The sequence below is a fragment of the Cupriavidus sp. FW305-F7 genome, from assembly GCF_058782875.1.
In genome coordinates, this window is the sequence record NZ_JBYSYC010000049.1 from 19,015 (window position 1) to 36,072 (window position 17,058).

The window sequence follows — 17,058 nt, forward strand, 5'->3', positions numbered from 1 at the left end:
AGGGCCGCTGTGCAACAACAAGTGGATGCGGGTCTTGCAAGCGTCGGCGTGAGCCGTCCACCTGCATGCATGTCATATGAGCTGGAGTTTTTCATGCCGAAGATGAAGACGAAGAAAAGCGCCTCCAAGCGCTTTACTGCCCGTCCGAACGGTTCGTTCAAGCGTGGCCAGGCCTTCAAGCGTCACATCCTGACCAAGAAGACCACCAAGAACAAGCGTCAACTGCGCGGTACTCAGGACGTCCATGAGACGAATCTGAAGTCGGTGCGCGCGATGATGCCTTACGCATAACCCCTGACGAAAACGAAAGGAGAATTACATGCCTCGAGTAAAGCGTGGGGTCACTGCACGGGCCCGTCACAAGAAAGTCATCGATGCTGCCAAGGGTTACCGCGGCCGTCGCAATAATGTCTATCGCATCGCCAAGCAGGCGGTCATGCGTGCTGGCCAGTACGCATACCGCGATCGCCGCAACAAGAAGCGCGTGTTCCGCGCTCTGTGGATTGCGCGTATCAATGCCGCGACGCGTGAGCATGGCATGACCTACAGCGTGTTCATGAACGGTCTGAAGAAGGCCTCGATTGAACTGGACCGCAAGGTGCTGTCGGACATGGCTATTCACGACAAGCCTGCCTTTGCCGCCATCGTCAACCAGGTGAAAGCCACCGTTGCCTGATGCCGGCTGCGGTAGCGCGTAAGCGCTGCCGGGCAAGCACCGACCGCAAGGTCGACCGCTGACCGCAAGGTCCGCTGAAACGGGGCTCCTCACCGAGCCCCGTTTTTATTTCGAATGCCGTTTCAGTTGCCGGAATCCGGTTGCCGAGACCGCATTCGAAACGAACACCGCACGTAGTGCCAACCCACGTCGGACCGGTGCGTACCGGCCCGACGCCAAAAGTCCCACGACCGCCGCCATGTCTCAGGATCTGGATCAAATTGTCGCCGATGCCCAGGCCGCCTTCGCTGCTGCCAACGACAACGCCACGCTGGAAAACGAAAAGGCCCGCTTCCTGGGCAAGACCGGTGCGCTGACCGAACTCCTCAAGGGCCTAGGCAAGCTCGACCCGGAAACCCGCAAGACGGAAGGCGCCCGCATCAACCAGATCAAGCAGCAGGTTGAAGCCGCCCTGCAGGCACGCCGCCAGGCGCTGGCCGATGCGCTGATGAACGCGCGCCTGGCCGCGGAGGCCATCGACGTCACGCTGCCTGGCCGTGCGGTCAGCCGCGGCAGCCTGCACCCGGTGATGCGCACGTGGGAGCGCGTCGAGCAGATCTTCGGCTCGATCGGTTTCGATGTGGCCGACGGCCCCGAGATCGAGACCGACTGGATGAACTTCACCGCGCTGAACAATCCGGATAACCATCCGGCGCGTTCGATGCAGGACACCTTCTATGTCGACGGCCGCGACAGCGACGACAAGCTGCTGCTCCTGCGCACGCACACCAGCCCGATGCAGGTCCGCTACGCGAAGATGCATGTCGAGAAGTACGCCGGCAAGGCGATGCCGCCGATCAAGGTGATCTGTCCGGGCCGCACCTACCGTGTCGACAGCGACGCCACGCACTCGCCCATGTTCAACCAGGTCGAAGGCCTGTGGATCGGCGAGGACGTCAGCTTTGCCGACCTCAAGGGCGTGTACACCGATTTCCTGCGCAAGTTCTTCGAGCGCGATGACATTCAGGTGCGCTTCCGCCCATCGTACTTCCCGTTCACCGAGCCGTCGGCAGAGATCGACATGGCCTTCGGCAATGGCAAGTGGCTGGAGATCTCCGGTTCGGGCCAGGTGCATCCGAACGTGCTGCGCAACATGGGCCTCGATCCCGAGCGCTATATCGGTTTTGCGTTCGGCTCCGGCCTGGAGCGCCTGACCATGTTGCGCTATGGCATCAACGACCTGCGCCTGTTCTTCGAGGGCGACGTGCGCTTCCTGCGCCAGTTCGCCTGACGCGCCGCCGTCCCCTCGTCAACGACCACACAGAATACTTACCGGATCAGAAGCGCCATGCAATTCTCGGAATCCTGGCTTCGCACCTTCGCCAACCCTGAAAAGATCTCCACCGACGCGCTGTCGCACACGCTGACCATGGCCGGCCTGGAAGTAGAAGAGGTGGGCTCGGTCGCGCCGCCGTTCGACAAGGTGGTGGTCGCGCGCGTGCTGTCGACCGAGCGCCATCCCAACGCCGACCGCCTCAACGTGTGCCAGGTCGATGCCGGCACCGGCGAGACCCTGCAGATCGTCTGCGGTGCGCCCAACGTCAAGCCCGGCATCCTGGTGCCGTGCGCACTGGTTGGCGCCGTGCTGCCCCCGTCCGAGGACGGCGGCAAGCCGTTCGAGATCAAGGTCGGCAAGCTGCGCGGCGTGGACAGCTATGGCATGCTGTGCTCGGCGCGCGAACTGAAGCTGTCGGAAGAGCACGGTGGCCTGCTGGTGCTGCCGGAAGACGCGCCGGTCGGCCAGAACATCCGCCAATACCTCGACCTGGATGACCAGGTCTTTGTCATCAAGCTGACGCCGAACAAGGCCGACTGCCTGTCGATCCATGGCGTGGCGCGCGAAGTGTCGGCACTGACCGGCGCCGCGCTGACGCTGCCCGAGATGAAGCCGGTGGCGGTGACGATCCAGGACAAACTGCCGGTCAAGGTATCGGCGCCGGACCTGTGCGGCCGCTTCTCCGGCCGCGTGATCCGCGGTGTCAATGCGCGCGCGGCCACGCCGGCATGGATGGTGCAGCGCCTTGAGCGCTCGGGCCAGCGCAGTGTTTCCGCACTGGTCGATATCTCGAACTATGTGATGCTGGAATTGGGACGTCCGTCGCACGTGTTCGACCTGAACAAGATCCACGGCGGCCTGGATGTGCGCTGGGGCCGCAAGGGCGAGCAGATCAAGCTGCTCAACGGCAATACCATCGAGGTCGACGAACAGGTCGGCGTGATCGCCGATGACAAGGAGATCGAAAGCCTGGCTGGCATCATGGGCGGCGACAGCACTGCCGTGACGCTGGACACCACGGACATCTATCTCGAGGCCGCATTCTGGTGGCCCGCTGCGATCCAGGGCCGGGGCCGCCGCTACAATTTCTCGACCGACGCCGGACACCGCTTCGAACGCGGCGTGGACTACGCCACCACGGTCGAGCATATCGAGCGCATCACCGCGCTGATCCTCGAGATCTGCGGCGGCCAGGCCGGTCCGGTGGACGACCACGTGGTCAACCTGCCGCAGCGCAAGCCGGTCAGCCTGCGCGTGGCGCGCGCCGAGCGCGTGCTGGGCATCGAGCTGTCGCCGGCGGCCATCGCCGATGTATTCCAGCGCCTGCAGCTGCCGTTCGTGCGCACCCAGGGCGCCGAGGGCGAGGTGTTTGAAGTCACGCCGCCGAGCTACCGCTTCGATATCGAGATCGAGGAAGACCTGATCGAGGAAGTGGCCCGCATCTATGGTTTCGAGCGCATCCCGGCGCGTCCGCCGATCGCCGAGAGCGAGATGCGCCCGACCAACGAGGCTCGCCGCTCCACCCACGTGGTGCGCCATGCCGTGGCCGCGCGCGACTACCAGGAAGTCATCAATTTCGCCTTCGTCGAAGAGAAGTGGGAGCGCGACTTCGCCACCAACGACAACCCGATCCGCCTGCTGAACCCGATCGCCAGCCAGTTGGCGGTGATGCGTTCGACGCTGATCGGCGGCTTGGTCGACAAGGTGCGCTACAACCTGAACCGCAAGGCCGCGCGCGTGCGCCTGTTCGAGGTGGGCCGCGTGTTCCATCGTGACGACAGCGTGAAGGACGGCGGCCTGACGGTGGCCGGCTACGATCAGCCGATGATGGCCGCGGGCATTGCCTACGGCCCGGCCTTCGAAGAGCAGTGGGGCATCCCCACGCGCAACGTCGACTTCTTCGACATCAAGGGCGATGTCGAGGCGCTGTTCCATCCGCGCGTGCCGCGTTTCGAGCCGGTGTCGCACCCCGCGCTGCACCCGGGCCGCGCCGCGCGCGTGCTGCTCGACGGCAAGGCCGTGGGCGTGGTCGGCGAGCTGCATCCGCGCTGGCTGCAGGAATACGAGCTGACGCACGCCCCGGTCGTGTTTGAACTGGCGCTTGACGCGCTGCGCGACGCCGGCCTGCCGGTGTACACCGAGATCTCCAAGTTCCCGGCCGCCGTGCGCGACTTGGCCGTGGTCGTGAAGCAATCGGTACGCGTGCAGGATCTGCTCGACGCCATGCGTGCCGCACTGGAAAAGCAGGGCTACGGCCGCTACTGCCAGAACCTGGTGGTGTTCGATGAGTTCCGTCCCAAGGGCGCTTCAGCTGCCATTGGCGCGGACGAGAAAAGCCTTGCGTTCCGGGTGACCTTGCAAGATACTGGGTCGACCCTCCAGGACGAAACCGTCGACAGCGCAGTGCGCTGCATGGTCGACGCGCTGACAGAGGCCTTCCAGGCCCGGCTGCGCGGCTAAGCCATCGCCAGTACGCGACAAGTACGCGACGGACACACGATAAACAAGGGCGCCCGGGCTCGCCCTGGGCGGATCGCCAGACATACACTTGAGCGATCGACATGAATGATCGAGACGCGAATTCCATGACCGCTGCAGCACTGGGTGAGATGAGCGACCGGCAGGCTTCCTCCCTTGACGACGCGATGCCGGATAACCGCGCGACCGAAGTTCCCACGCTGACCAAGGCCGAACTCGCCGAGATGCTGTTCGACCAGGTGGGCCTGAACAAGCGTGAATCGAAGGACATGGTCGAAGCCTTCTTCGACGTCATCCGCGAAGCGCTGGAGCAGGGCGACAGCGTCAAGCTGTCCGGCTTCGGCAACTTCCAGTTGCGCGACAAGCCGCAGCGGCCCGGCCGCAATCCCAAGACCGGCGAAGTCATTCCAATCACCGCGCGCCGCGTGGTCACGTTCCACGCCAGCCAGAAGCTCAAGGGCCTGGTGGAAGAACGCGCAGGCATCGTCGGCTGACGCGTCACCCGAACGGCGGATTGCTTCCCGAAGCCGGCATCGGTATGCTTCTGGGCGCGCACCTGGTGCGCGCCAACCGCATGGCCGGCATGGCCTGACGCTCGTCTACACACCACATGTCGGACAAATCCAGCGATCGCATCGCGTTGCCGCCGATTCCGGCCAAGCGCTACTTCACCATCGGTGAGGTGAGCGAGCTTTGCGCTGTCAAGCCGCACGTCCTGCGCTATTGGGAGCAGGAGTTCACGCAACTCAAGCCCGTCAAGCGCCGCGGCAACCGCCGCTACTACCAGCACCATGAAGTCCTGCTGATCCGCCGCATCCGCGAACTGCTCTACGAACAGGGCTTCACCATCAACGGGGCGCGCAACCGCCTCGATGAAGGCCGTCATCACAGTGGGGCAGCGGCAGCGCCTGAGGCCGCAGAGGTTGGCGAAGAAAACGCGGCGGCATTGTCGGTCGACATCAGCGGCCTGCGCAATGAACTGGTCGAAGTGCAGCACCTGCTCGCGCAACTGCGGGAGATCGCGAAGCACGGATAATTTCGACGTCAGGAGCTAGTCATACGAGAAATGCTTCTGTTATAATCTTTTGCTTCGGGGCGTAGCGCAGCCTGGTAGCGTACCTGCATGGGGTGCAGGTGGTCGGAGGTTCAAATCCTCTCGCCCCGACCAGACAGAAACCCGCTTGGTGAATAGCCAAGCGGGTTTTTTATTTTCCGCGTGGAAATGGCCGGCCGGTGCGGTAACGCTTTGATACAGCCGTCGCCGATGCCCGTTGCTATGCTCTGCCATCCTCCTGGCCGATTCCCCACTTATGTTCCGAAAGCTCTGTGTGGCTACCTTTGCGCTCCTCTGGCTGACGGCCGCGCCTGCCGCACGCGCCGATGACCGCGGCTACCCGAGCGCCTATCGTGGCGGCGAGTACAAAGAGAAATTCCGTAGCGGCCCTTGTGAAATCGAACGCGAACAGAAGCGCGATGGCGAATACAAGGAAGAGCGCAAATGCAAGGGTGGTCCGCGTGGCTATGAGCAGAAGCAGAAGTACCGCGACGGCCCTTGCCTGATCGAGCGCGAATGGAAGGACGACGGTGAATACGAAGAGAAGGTCGAATGCAAGCGTGGATGAGTGCATGACCTTTCGGTCCGCCAGCCGGGTGGCGTGGCTGGGCCGCAGCCCCATTGGCGGCTGCCCCCAATGCCGATTTCAGGCTTCGCGCATCATGCCAGCACGGCATGCTGCCTGATCGACTCCAGCTTCTTCTCGCCGATCTTCTCCTTTGCCATTTCGGTGTCGAAGTGCGTCTGCAGGTTCATCCAACTCTGGGGATCGGTGCCGAAGAACGCACCAAGGCGTACAGCGGTGTCCGCCGTTATGGCGCGGCCACCCTTCACAATTTCATTGATACGGCGAGGCGGTACGTCGATGGCCTTGGCCAGGGCGTACTGAGAAATGCCAAGCGGGTCGAGCCAGTCCAGTTGAAGGATTTCTCCCGGAGTGGCCAGGGGTACTTCGCGTGCCATGGAGGCCTCCTTTCAGTGGTAGTCGACGATCTCGACGTCAGTTGCATGGCCATTGGCGAAGCAAAAGCAGATTCGCCATTGGTCGTTGATACGGATGCTGTGCTGACCAGCCCGGTGCCCTTGCAGCGCTTCCAGCCTGTTACCCGGCGGGACTCGCAGAAAGCTGAGGTCGCCGGCCGCGTGCAACTGCTGGAGCTTGCGCATGGCAACAGATTCTATGTTGACGAACCGGGCGATCCGCGTGCCTGCGAAGAGCAGTGCCGTGTCGCGGCAGTTGAACGAAGTGATCATGGTCATATTAACGCGAAGCGTTAATAACGTAAAGCGTTATTACTGTTTCCCGTGCGGCCTTGCCGAGCGGTTCGATTCCGGGAGCCCGCTCCAGACCGGGAGTGATAGGCGAGCTCAAGATTATCTGTAGCCGCAGATATTGATCTGCATCCTGAGTGCCTGTTGGGCTATACGCGCTGCTCGGCCGTTTCCAGAAAAAGCGGCGAGATACCCGGGTTCTCCCATCATGGCCCGCTGGGGCCCTGGCTTAGACTCGTGCCGCTGTACTTGCCAGCCCGCCCGCACCCCGCCGCGGCGGGCTGTTTTTTTGGGGGCTAGCGAGTCAGTCTGCGCAACAGCGCGTCATGTCCGCTTGCCAGGCCGGCAAGCGCTGTTGCGTCGGCCAGTTCGAAATCGCTGAAGCGGAAGGCCGGTGCCACGGTGCAGCCGACTAGGGCGAAGTCCACGCCATCACCCAGATCCAGGCGTTCGGCGGCAAACCATAGTCCGGCGGGCACCATTGCCTGGAAGGCCGCGCCGGGATGCCGCAGCGGGTCGCCCAGGCGCTGCGTGACGATGGTGCCGTCCACGATCCGGTGCACGTCCACGGGGGAGCCTGCGTGGTAGTGCCAGAGTTCGTCGGACCGGATGCGATGCCACGCGGAATAGTCGTTGCCGCACAGCATGTAGTGGATTGCGGTGCAGGCTTCGCGCGTGCGCCCGTCCTGGCAGACGACCTGTTCTTCGCCGCGATAGGTTTCGCGGTAGTAGCCGCCTTCCGGATGTGGCTGCAGGTCGAGCGAGCGGATCAGTTGGCGGGCGGTCGGACTGAGGTCTGGCATGTGGGCAAGGGGCGTGGCGCATCGGGGATGCGGAAGCCGTAGCTTAAAGCAGCGCGAAGCGTGCCTGGCCGGGGCCGACAAGGGCGGGGCGGCTGACCGGGTAGCGGTGACGGGTGCCCTGGGCGTCGAAGGACAGGAAATCCGGCGTCCAGCGCAGCGCCTGCAGCTGGCGTGGCTCGATGCCGTCGACGAGGATGGCGCCGGCGCCCACGCAGACACTGCCGCAGGGCAGGCGCAGGGATTCGCTGTCGTCGCCGAAGTAGTAGGCCTCGAGCAGGATGGAATCGGACTGGTACAAGGGCATGGGGCAGTATCCGGATACTGTATGGATGTACAGTATAGCCCTGGCCGGCGGTTCGGTCATCCCCCACGATTCTCATTTTCGTGCGCCGGCACACCCTGCGGCGCTGCGTCCTTGCCGCGTGGAAGTTGGTGGCAAGCGGTGTCGGCCTGGATTGGTATAACCTGAAAACGATGCCGGTCGCACAGCGTGGTCGTGGCAGGCCGGCAGGGTCGCTACGGGGGATGCCATGGCGAGGTGCGGGAGCAGGGCTTGCTGGTTTGGCTTGGGCGCGGTGCTGGGCGCGGCGGTGGGCAGTGCCTGCGCCATGCTGGTGCGCACCGCCGCGGAGCAGCGGGTGCTGCGCCAGCGCGATGCGCCGCTGGTGCCGTCCGATCCCGCGGCGGATCAGGCGCTGACCGATACCGCCACCGACGTGGTGGAGTACGGCGGCTTCGTGATCCACGTGTATTGCCACGCGCTGGGCATGGGGCGGTTCAAGGCCCTGTGCGATATCTGGGAGTCGGGCGCCGTGGTGCTGGAGGGCGGCGCGCCGCCGGCCACGCACGCGACGCCTGAAGACGCGCGGGCCGCGGCGATTTCGTGGGCGCGGCAATGGGTGCAGCACAATGGCTGAAGGCGCCGCCGCGCAATCATCGCCATGACAGGAGATGCCGATGCACGCCTGTGACCTGTGTCATCAGCTGGTGGGCGAACCGTCCAGCGTGCCGCCGCACGAGAACCTGGCTGCCTCGGGCATGGCTGCGATGAGCAACCGCTGCAAGGTCGACAGCCGCTGGCGCTGCACTGGCTGCGGCGCCTGGATGTATCAGAGCACGGCATTGGGTGAGCCGCCGAATATGTGGCGAATGGGCCCGCGGCCGGCCGACTGGCCTGATAATCACGGCTGAGCAGGCATGGCCGCGCCGCCACCAGGCGGTGCGGCCATGCCCGGTATCGCGCCCGGCTCAGGCTCTCGGGCGTCTGTTTCAAGGAGAATTCATGTTTGTTTGTGGGAACCAGGCTTGCGGGGCGCGCTGGGAGCCGAATGAGGTGCAGATCCGCAATGAAGGGCAGGGTCCCGTGTTCCGCTGCCCGCAATGCGGTGCACGCAATCACGTCCAGGCACGCACCGCGCGCGACGGCAGCACGGTCTACCGCCAGGTGGCGGCGAAGCCGGCACCGCGCTAGTCCGGACCGACGGCGGCACGCCATGTCACCCCACGCATGTGGGGTCAAATACACATGGCTGCTGCCTTAAGCTTGCTCAGGCGGGACCGTTATACACATCATGGACTTTGCCGACCTTCCTCAAGACTCTGCTTCCAATGCCGAACGCATGGGCTGGGCGAACGCTTCGCCGGAAGTGATCGCCAAGGTATTGAATTCAGCACTGGCAGCGCAGGATCTCTCAGGGTTTGCCGCGCTGCTGTCGGATATCGCGCGCGACCGTGGCCTCAAGGGCGAGCGTGCCGCGCACCAGTCGATCTACGACATGCCGTACGCCAGCCTGCTGCCCAGGCAGAAGCACCTGCTTTCCGATGCCTTCGATCTGCTGGTCCTGCTCGGGCTGGAACTGCGCCCGCGTGGTGCCGACGCAGGCTTCGGCGACGCTGCGGACATCGACACGGACGCAGAAGCAGACCAATAACCCCCGGCTGGACAGCGCCGCTCTATGCGCGTTCCAGCATACCGATTTCGCGCACCGCGACCGACAGCATCGACAGCCCAGCAGCCCCCGAGGCGCGCTGGTCGGCCAGCATGCGCGTAAAGCGTTCCAGCGCGCCATGACGGCTGGACCGCCACGCATCGATCATGGCTTCGGGCGTATCCAGTTCACCCGCCTGTGTCAGCACGCTGACGGTCAGTGCGCGCTTGAGCCGCCCCAGGTCTTCCAGCGTGGTGGTGCGTGCCAGCAGATCCCAGTGCGTGTCCGATGGCAGCGCCAGCGCGCGCTCGCGCAGCCAGCTGAAGCTCAGGTGGCTGTCCAGCGCGAAATAAACCCCCGCCACCAGGTCCAGGCTGCGTTCGCACGCGGTGGCCACTTCGGCGATATCGAGCGCGGCAGCGGAGATCTCGCTGCCGGCCACGCGCACGGCCAGCGCTTCGTCGACCCCCGCATCCGTCAAGGCGCGGGTGCGCTCTGACAGCGCCGTCGCATCGGCCGGTGGCAGCAGCCGCGGCAGTTGCGGTGCCAGCCATTGCGCTGCCTGGGCAAAGCGCGCCAGATCCTCGGCGGCCTTGCTGCCGCTACGCAGATAGCGGATGAACCACAGGCACGCGCGCTCCAGCAGCAGCGCCACGGCCCCGAACATGCGCGCCTGCTCGGCATCGGCCACACGGTTGTCCAGCGCATCGATCTCCTGCCACAGGGTGGTCAGGCCGAAGACATCGCGTGCGATCAGGCAGGCGCGCACGATATCGGCCGGGCGTGCGTCGGTCTCTTCCATGATCCGGTGCACGAAGGTGGCGCCGATGCGATTGACCAGCATATTGGTCAGGTGCGTCGACAGGATCTCGCGTCGCAGCGGGTGGCGCTGCATCGCGTCGGCGTAACGCTGGCGCAGCGGAACCGGGAAATAGTCCGACAGCAGTCCGGCAACCAGCGCGTCTTCCGGCACGTCGGAGGCCAGCAGTTCGTCGTACAGCCACATCTTGCTGTAGGCAAGCAGCACCGCACGTTCGGGCGATGCGAGGCCTTCATCGGCCAGCTTGCGCTCGGCGATTTCCTCCTCCGAAGGCAGGAACTCCAGCGGGCGGTTGAGCCGCCCGGCGCGCTCCAGCCAGCGCACCAGGCGCGCCTCGCCGTCGAGCAGCGCGGGGCTGCTGCGCCCGGCCACGGACAGTGCCTGGGTCTGGTAGTAGTTGTCCTGCAGCACCAGCAGGCCGACCTCGTCGGTCATCTCGGCCAGCAGCTTGTTGCGCTGCTTCTCGGTCATTTCGCCGTCGGCAACCACCAGTCCGAGCAGGATCTTGATATTGACCTCGTGGTCCGAGCAATCCACCCCGGCCGAGTTGTCGATGGCATCGGTGTTGATGCGACCGCCGTTGCGCGCGAACTCGATGCGGCCCAGCTGGGTGAAGCCGAGGTTGCCGCCTTCGCCGACCACCTTGCAGCGCAGGTCGTTGCCATTGACGCGCACCGCGTCGTTGGTGCGGTCGCCGGCCTGCAGGTGGGTTTCCTGGCTGGACTTGACGTAGGTGCCGATGCCGCCGTTGTAGAGCAGGTCGACCGGCGCCATCAGGATGGCGTGGATCAGCTCGGCCGGCGACAGTGTGGCTGCCGTGACCCCCAGCACTGCCTGCACCTGCGGCGACAGCGGGATGGTCTTGGCGCTGCGCGGATAGATGCCGCCGCCGGCGGAGATCAGCGTGGCGTCGTAGTCGGCCCAGCTGGAGCGGGGCAGGCCGAACAGCCGCGTGCGTTCCTGCAGGCTCCTTGCCGTGTCCGGGTCGGGATCGAGGAAGATATGCCGGTGGTCGAAAGCCGCCACCAGCCGGATATGCGGCGACAGCAGCATGCCGTTGCCGAACACGTCGCCCGACATGTCGCCGATGCCGGCCACGGTGAAGTCCGTGGTCTGGATATCGACACCCATCTCGCGGAAATGCCGTTTGACCGATTCCCACGCACCGCGCGCGGTAATGCCCATCTTCTTGTGGTCATATCCGACCGAGCCCCCGGACGCAAAGGCATCGCCCAGCCAGAAGCCGTATTCGGCCGAGATCGCGTTGGCGAAATCGGAGAACGTCGCGGTGCCCTTGTCGGCTGCGACCACCAGGTAGGGGTCGTTGTCGTCGTGGCGCACCACCTCGGGAGGCGGCACCAGCTGGCCGCCGACGAGGTTGTCGGTCAGGTCCAGCAGCCCGCGCAGGAAGGTCTGGTAGCAGGCAATGCCCTCCTGCAGGAAAGCATCGCGGTCGGTGGGCGGGGGCGGGCGCTTGACCACGAAGCCGCCCTTGGAGCCCACGGGCACGATCACCGTGTTCTTGACCATCTGCGCCTTCATCAGTCCCAGCACTTCCGTGCGGAAGTCCTCGCGCCGGTCTGACCAGCGCAGTCCGCCGCGGGCCACGCGCCCGCCGCGCAGGTGCACGCCCTCAACGCGCGGCGAGTAGACCCAGATCTCGAACATCGGGCGCGGCTCGGGCAGGCCGGGGACCAGCGCGGGATTGAACTTGAACGACACATACGGGCGCGGCTGGCCTTCCTCGCCACGGTGGAAATAGTTGGTGCGCACGGTGGCGTTGATCACGCCCAGGAAGAGCCGCAGGATGCGGTCCTCGTCCAGGTTGGGCACCTTGTCCAGCGCCGCGCCGATATCGGCCAGCAGCTTGTCGCAGCGCGCCTGGCGAGCGGTGTCGGTGGCGACCTCGCTGAAGGTGTCGAAGCGCGCAACGAACAGGCCGACCAGCATGGCGGCAATGGCCGCGTTGCCGGTCAGTGCGCGCTCGATATAGGCGTCGCTGAAGGTCGAGCCGACCTGGCGCAGGTAGCGAGCATAGGCGCGCAGGATGGTGACGTCGCGCGCGGCCAGCTCGGCGCGCAGCACCAGGCGGTTGAAGTCGTCGTTCTCGATCTCGCCGTGCCAGGCGCGCGCGAAGGCATCCTCGAACAATGCCTTGACGCGCGCGATATCGAATTCCGCCGCGCCGCCGCTGTCCGCAATCTCCAGCCCGAAGTCGTGCACCCATACCGGCGTGCCGCTGTCGGGTTCGATCAGGTAGGGGCGCTCTTCATCCACGCGCACGCCCAGGTGCTCCAGCATGGGCAGGCTGTGCGACAGCGCGATCGGCTCGCCGGCACGGTACACCTTGAAGCGGAACACCCCCGGCGCGGCCTCGATCGGCCGGTACAGGTTCATCGCCATGCCGTTGCCGCGCAGCGCGTGCTCCATCAGCTCGATATCGCGCACCGCGGTGCGGGCCGGATAGTCCTCACGGTAGCCGGCGGGGAACGAGCCGCCATAGCGCTGCAGCAGCCGGTTGCCTTGCTCTTCGCCATGGCTTTCATGCAAGGCTTCGGCGAGATCGTCCTGCCAGCGGCGGCTGGCGTGCACGATGCGCGCCTCCAGCTCGCGCGTATCAACGTGCGGCATGGTGCCGGGCTCGCCGCGCACGGTCAGCTGGATGCGCGCCAGCGGCGACTCGGACAGCAGCGGCGTGAACTCGCAGCTGGTGCCGTGGAAGGCCGCGGTCAGCAGCTTCTGGATCTTCTGGCGCAGGTCGGTGTTGTACTTGTCGCGCGGCACGAACACCAGGCACGAGACAAAGCGGTCGAAGCGGTCGCGCCGTACAAAGAGCCGGGTGCGCTGGTGTTCCTGCAGCCGCAGGATGCCGGTGGTGATATCGAACAGTTCATCCTCGGTGGCCTGGAACAGTTCATCGCGCGGGTATTGCTCAAGGATGGTCACCATCGACTTGTACAGGTGCCCCTTGGCGAGGAAGCCCGCGCGCGCCAGGATATTGGCGCACTTGAGCCGCACCAGCGGGATTTCCGCGATCGGCGCCATGTAGGCAGTCGAGGTGTACAGGCCGACAAAGCGCCGCTCGCCGAACAGCTGCCCCTTGTCATCGAGCAGCTTGACGCCGACATAGTCGAGATAGCCCGGCCGGTGCACGGTGGCGCGCGAGTTGGCCTTGGTCAGGAAGATCGGCGAAGCCCCTTCGATGATCGCGGTGGCCGCGGCGGGCAGCAGCGTGAGGTCTTCGGTATCGGGCTCGCGCAGGCTTTCGCGCAGGATGCCCGCGCCCGAGCCCGGCACGCCCCGCAGGAAGTAGCGCCCGTCCTGCGACACCAGCTGGTAGTCACGCTGGCCGAGGAAGGTGAAGTGGTCATCCATCATCCAGTCCAGGAAGGCGCGCGCTTCGGCGCTTTCCGGCGCGGCCGCGTCGGGCGCCTGCGCCATGGCGCTGATGGTGGTCTGGGTGATGTCGCACATCTTCGGCCAGTCTTCCACCGCCGCGCGCACGTCGACCAGCACCTGCGCAATGCAGCTGCGTAGCGCCTCCAGCCGCGCGGCCTCGCCGCTGCGGTCGATCTCGAAGTGGATAAAGGACTCCAGGCGCGAGCTGTCCCCGGCTTCGCCGGCGCCGCCCTTGGCGATCCGCTCGATGCCGCCGCGCGCGTCGCGCCAGACCCGGAACACGGGATGGATCGCCGAGTGCAGCGCCAGTCCCTGCCGGTTGATCTCCACCGTCACCGAGTCGACCAGGAAGGGCATGTCGTCATTGACGATCTCGACCACGGTGTGGTCCGAGTGCCAGCCGTGCTCTTCCAGGTTGGGGTTGTAGACGCGGATGCGCGCATTGCCGGGCGTGAATTTCTGTGCGGTCTGCCAGTGCGCCATCACGGCGCCGTAGAGATCGTCGACGTCGTGCTGGAGCAAGTCTTCGGCGTCGGCCTGGTCGTAGTAGTGCAGCAGGAAGGGCTCGACCACGGCGAACATCGCCGCCGGCAGCCGCTCGCGCGCGAAGCTGGACAGTTCGTCCAGCAGGTGCGCGACCTTGTCTTCGTTCTCCTGCGGCATGATCCCTCCTCGCGGTGTCGATGGGCGGCCCGCAGCATGTGCCGGGGCATGCTCATACTTTAGGAAAAAACCGCATGCCCGGCGCAAGAAAAGTGGCGGGTATGAGGATGACGCGTGAAGAAAAGGGTCGGCTCCCGCTGCTGCCCGCGGGAGCGGCTTGCGCGGCGCTCAGAGGCGCGTGGCGGCGAGGGTGGGGCAGGTGGTGGGGCGGTGGGCGACCGGCGGCAGGCCGGGGCAATGCGGGGGCGCGGCAGCTGTCTCCTGCCGGGCGGCTTGGGTGCCCGCGCGAACCTGGCGCGTGGTGTGGTCGCTCAGCGTGGTCTTCATCCGCTCCAGCAGGGAGCCCAGCGCAACACGCTCTTGCGAACTGAACGCCGCCACTGACACGCTGTGCAGCGCGCTGAGGGCCTGCGCGGTGCGCTGCAGCCGGCTGGCTGCGCTATCTGCAATGCGGGGCGCCTGGGTGTCTGCGTACTCGATCCAGCCGTCGCGCTGCAGTTCATCCAGCATCGTCTCGGAACGCGCGACATCGATCGGCATCGGGCCGGTCAAGGGCGAGCCGCGCACGAAGGCATCCTGGCGGATGGCCCGCAACAGAAGCCACTGGGCGTAGTTCAGGCCAGAGGCGCACAGCGTCTGTTCCAACGCACTTTGCCAGGCGGTTACGGCATCAACCAGGGCAAGGACAACCGGCTCGCTGGGTTCGAGGGGTCTTGGCTGCATGAATGGCGTCTCCTGTTTTGGTTTGCCGCCACTGCGATGCGCTGGCATCCGTCTCACAGATACCAGGGGCCGGAGCATGGCCGGCCCGGGCGGCACGGACGCCGCAACCTCTCTGGCGGGGCACGGTCGACCGATGGGGCAGACACTACCAGAATCCTTTGCCGGCAATGTGACAGCGAGGGAATGCCCTGTGGCATCACAGGGACATAGTGGCCCGCACGTCTCCCAGCATTCTTTTAGCTATGAATAAAGCGACTGGATACTATGATTTTAAATCACAGCCAGAATGTATGCGGCTGGCTACACTGCCTGCCGGAGACCCCCGCCAACGAGCCTTCAGGCCAGCACGGGGCGCGCGGCGCGGGCACGGGCCCGGCCGCCAGACCGGAGATAAGGATGTACAAGGAACGCATTCGCCTGGCCAGGCTGCACGACAAGGTTGTCTCGGCCGACGAAGCCGCCGCGCTGATCCGCGACGGCATGACGGTAGGCATGAGCGGCTTCACGCGCGCGGGCGACTGCAAGGAAGTCCCGTTTGCGCTGGCGCGGCGGGCGGCAACCGAGCCACTGCGCATCACCCTGATGACCGGCGCCTCGCTGGGCAACGATATCGACCGGGTACTGGCAGAGGCCGACGTGATTGCGCGCCGCCTGCCGTTTCAGTCTGACGCCACGCTGCGCCGCAAGATCAACGCCGGCGAAGTGATGTTCATCGACCAGCACCTGTCCGAGACCGTGGAGCAACTGCGCTCCGGCCAGATCGCGCCGGTGGACGTTGCGGTGGTGGAAGCGGTGGCGATCACCGAGCAGGGCGGCATCATCCCCAGCACCTCGGTCGGCAACTCGGCCAGCTTCGCCATGCTGGCGCGCAAGGTGATCGTCGAGATCAACCTGAACATGCCGCTGGAGCTGGAAGGGCTGCACGACATCTACTTCCCGGTGCAGCGTCCCTACCGCCAGCCGATCCCGCTGATCGCGCCCGAGCAGCGCATTGGCCTGCCGTATATCCCCATCGATCCCGAGAAGATCGCGGCCATCGTCATCACCGCCAAGGACGACAGCCCGTCCAACGCGCTGCCGCCGGATGCCGATACGCGCAATATCGCCGGCCATCTCAACGATTTCCTGCTGCGCGAAGTCCGCGCCGGCAGGCTCTCGCCCTCGCTGCAGCCGCTGCAGGCGGGCATTGGCACCATTGCAAACGCGGTGTTGCACGGCATGGTCGATTCACCGTTCCGCGACCTGCAGATGTATTCCGAGGTGCTGCAGGACAGCACCATCGAACTTCTGGATGCGGGGCGCCTGGCGTTTGCCTCGGCCTCTTCGGTGACGCTGACGCGCGAGGTGTACCAGCGCTTCCTGTCGAACCTGGACCGCTATCGCTCGCGCCTGGTGCTGCGTCCGCAGGAGATCAGCAACCATCCGGAGATCCTGCGCCGGCTCGGGCTGATCACCATCAATACGGCGCTGGAGTGCGACATCTACGGCAACGTCAACTCCACGCATGTGGGGGGCACGCACATGATGAACGGCATCGGCGGCTCCGGGGATTTTGCGCGCAATGCGCACCTGTCGGTATTCGTGACCAAGTCGGTGGCCAAGGGCGGCGATATCTCCAGCATCGTGCCGATGGTGGCGCACGTGGACCATACCGAGCACGACGTCGACATCATCGTCACCGAGCACGGCCTGGCCGACTTGCGCGGCCTGGCGCCGCGCGAACGCGCGCGCACGCTCATCGCCAACTGTGCCGACCCGCAATACCGCGAGCTGCTGGGCGACTACTTCCGGCGCGCCAGCGCCCATGGTGGCCAGACCCCGCACCTGCTGGAAGAGGCGCTGTCCTGGCATGTCGGCTTCCGCGACCGCGGCACCATGCAGCCCGCGCACCCGGCCCAGGCGATGGCAGCCTGAGCGCTGCCTCCGC

The 17,058-nt window shown here is 65.5% G+C and carries 18 protein-coding genes and 1 tRNA gene; 13 read left to right on the forward strand and 6 right to left on the reverse strand.

Features of this window, described 5'->3' with window-relative positions; all coding sequences use genetic code 11:
• The first annotated feature begins 93 nt into the window (after positions 1-93).
• From rpmI to AC3WL8_RS32770, 8 genes are all read left to right on the forward strand, one after another.
• Entirely contained in the window at positions 94-291 is a 198-nt protein-coding gene (gene rpmI, locus AC3WL8_RS32735) for a 50S ribosomal protein L35 (protein ID WP_006575466.1), read from the forward strand.
• Positions 292-319: 28 nt separating this feature from the next.
• Positions 320-676, forward strand: a complete 357-nt coding sequence (gene rplT, locus AC3WL8_RS32740) for a 50S ribosomal protein L20 (protein ID WP_008650487.1) — start codon at positions 320-322, stop codon at positions 674-676.
• Between the two features lie 238 nt (positions 677-914).
• Positions 915-1,946, forward strand: a complete 1,032-nt coding sequence (gene pheS, locus AC3WL8_RS32745; RefSeq protein ID WP_013956328.1) for a phenylalanine--tRNA ligase subunit alpha — start codon at positions 915-917, stop codon at positions 1,944-1,946.
• A 57-nt stretch (positions 1,947-2,003) separates the two neighbouring features.
• Entirely contained in the window at positions 2,004-4,451 is a 2,448-nt protein-coding gene (gene pheT / locus AC3WL8_RS32750) for a phenylalanine--tRNA ligase subunit beta (protein WP_211980961.1), read from the forward strand.
• A gap of 101 nt (positions 4,452-4,552) precedes the next feature.
• A complete protein-coding gene (locus AC3WL8_RS32755) occupies positions 4,553-4,963 on the forward strand; it encodes an integration host factor subunit alpha (protein ID WP_153955928.1) in 411 nt (136 codons plus the stop codon).
• Between the two features lie 116 nt (positions 4,964-5,079).
• Positions 5,080-5,505, forward strand: a complete 426-nt coding sequence (locus AC3WL8_RS32760) for a MerR family transcriptional regulator (protein WP_013956331.1) — start codon at positions 5,080-5,082, stop codon at positions 5,503-5,505.
• Positions 5,506-5,560: 55 nt separating this feature from the next.
• A tRNA-Pro gene (locus AC3WL8_RS32765) sits at positions 5,561-5,637 on the forward strand.
• Between the two features lie 160 nt (positions 5,638-5,797).
• A complete protein-coding gene (locus AC3WL8_RS32770; RefSeq protein WP_238553062.1) occupies positions 5,798-6,091 on the forward strand; it encodes a hypothetical protein in 294 nt (97 codons plus the stop codon).
• 92 nt (positions 6,092-6,183) lie between these two features.
• Here the strand turns inward: AC3WL8_RS32770 and AC3WL8_RS32775 are convergent, their stop codons facing one another.
• The 4 genes from AC3WL8_RS32775 to AC3WL8_RS32790 form a co-directional block, all read right to left on the reverse strand.
• Positions 6,184-6,486 (reverse strand): HigA family addiction module antitoxin, encoded by a 303-nt coding sequence (locus tag AC3WL8_RS32775; RefSeq protein WP_013956365.1) that lies wholly within the window; start codon positions 6,484-6,486, stop codon positions 6,184-6,186.
• 12 nt (positions 6,487-6,498) lie between these two features.
• Entirely contained in the window at positions 6,499-6,777 is a 279-nt protein-coding gene (locus AC3WL8_RS32780) for a type II toxin-antitoxin system RelE/ParE family toxin (RefSeq protein WP_041228359.1), read from the reverse strand.
• 314 nt (positions 6,778-7,091) lie between these two features.
• Positions 7,092-7,598: a cupin domain-containing protein gene (locus AC3WL8_RS32785; RefSeq protein WP_211980962.1), complete on the reverse strand. Its 507-nt coding sequence runs from the start codon at positions 7,596-7,598 to the stop codon at positions 7,092-7,094.
• A 43-nt stretch (positions 7,599-7,641) separates the two neighbouring features.
• Positions 7,642-7,902 carry a hypothetical protein gene (locus AC3WL8_RS32790; RefSeq protein ID WP_035817461.1) on the reverse strand — a complete coding sequence of 87 codons (261 nt, stop codon included), beginning with the start codon at positions 7,900-7,902 and terminating at the stop codon, positions 7,642-7,644.
• A gap of 271 nt (positions 7,903-8,173) precedes the next feature.
• Here AC3WL8_RS32790 and AC3WL8_RS32795 point away from each other — a divergent pair, with 271 nt between their 5' ends.
• The 4 genes from AC3WL8_RS32795 (at position 8,174) to AC3WL8_RS32810 (ending at position 9,529) form a co-directional block, all read left to right on the forward strand.
• Positions 8,174-8,515 carry a DUF6566 family protein gene (locus AC3WL8_RS32795; RefSeq protein WP_235205703.1) on the forward strand — a complete coding sequence of 114 codons (342 nt, stop codon included), beginning with the start codon at positions 8,174-8,176 and terminating at the stop codon, positions 8,513-8,515.
• 40 nt (positions 8,516-8,555) lie between these two features.
• Complete coding sequence (locus tag AC3WL8_RS32800) at positions 8,556-8,789, forward strand: hypothetical protein (protein ID WP_035817458.1); 234 nt, start codon at positions 8,556-8,558, stop codon at positions 8,787-8,789.
• A gap of 91 nt (positions 8,790-8,880) precedes the next feature.
• Positions 8,881-9,069, forward strand: a complete 189-nt coding sequence (locus AC3WL8_RS32805) for a hypothetical protein (RefSeq protein WP_018310329.1) — start codon at positions 8,881-8,883, stop codon at positions 9,067-9,069.
• A gap of 100 nt (positions 9,070-9,169) precedes the next feature.
• On the forward strand, positions 9,170-9,529 hold the full coding sequence (locus tag AC3WL8_RS32810; RefSeq protein ID WP_013956372.1) for a hypothetical protein: 360 nt from the start codon (positions 9,170-9,172) through the stop codon (positions 9,527-9,529).
• Positions 9,530-9,551: 22 nt separating this feature from the next.
• On the opposite strand, the gene AC3WL8_RS32815 is transcribed toward AC3WL8_RS32810, so the two are convergent.
• Together AC3WL8_RS32815 and AC3WL8_RS32820 are read right to left on the reverse strand one after the other, a co-directional pair.
• Complete coding sequence (locus AC3WL8_RS32815) at positions 9,552-14,408, reverse strand: NAD-glutamate dehydrogenase (RefSeq protein WP_211980963.1); 4,857 nt, start codon at positions 14,406-14,408, stop codon at positions 9,552-9,554.
• A gap of 168 nt (positions 14,409-14,576) precedes the next feature.
• Positions 14,577-15,131 carry a MarR family transcriptional regulator gene (locus tag AC3WL8_RS32820; protein ID WP_153955930.1) on the reverse strand — a complete coding sequence of 185 codons (555 nt, stop codon included), beginning with the start codon at positions 15,129-15,131 and terminating at the stop codon, positions 14,577-14,579.
• 396 nt (positions 15,132-15,527) lie between these two features.
• Between AC3WL8_RS32820 and scpC the strand changes: the two genes are divergently transcribed.
• On the forward strand, positions 15,528-17,045 hold the full coding sequence (gene scpC, locus AC3WL8_RS32825) for a succinyl-CoA:acetate CoA-transferase ScpC (protein ID WP_013956375.1): 1,518 nt from the start codon (positions 15,528-15,530) through the stop codon (positions 17,043-17,045).
• Positions 17,046-17,058 lie beyond the last annotated feature (13 nt).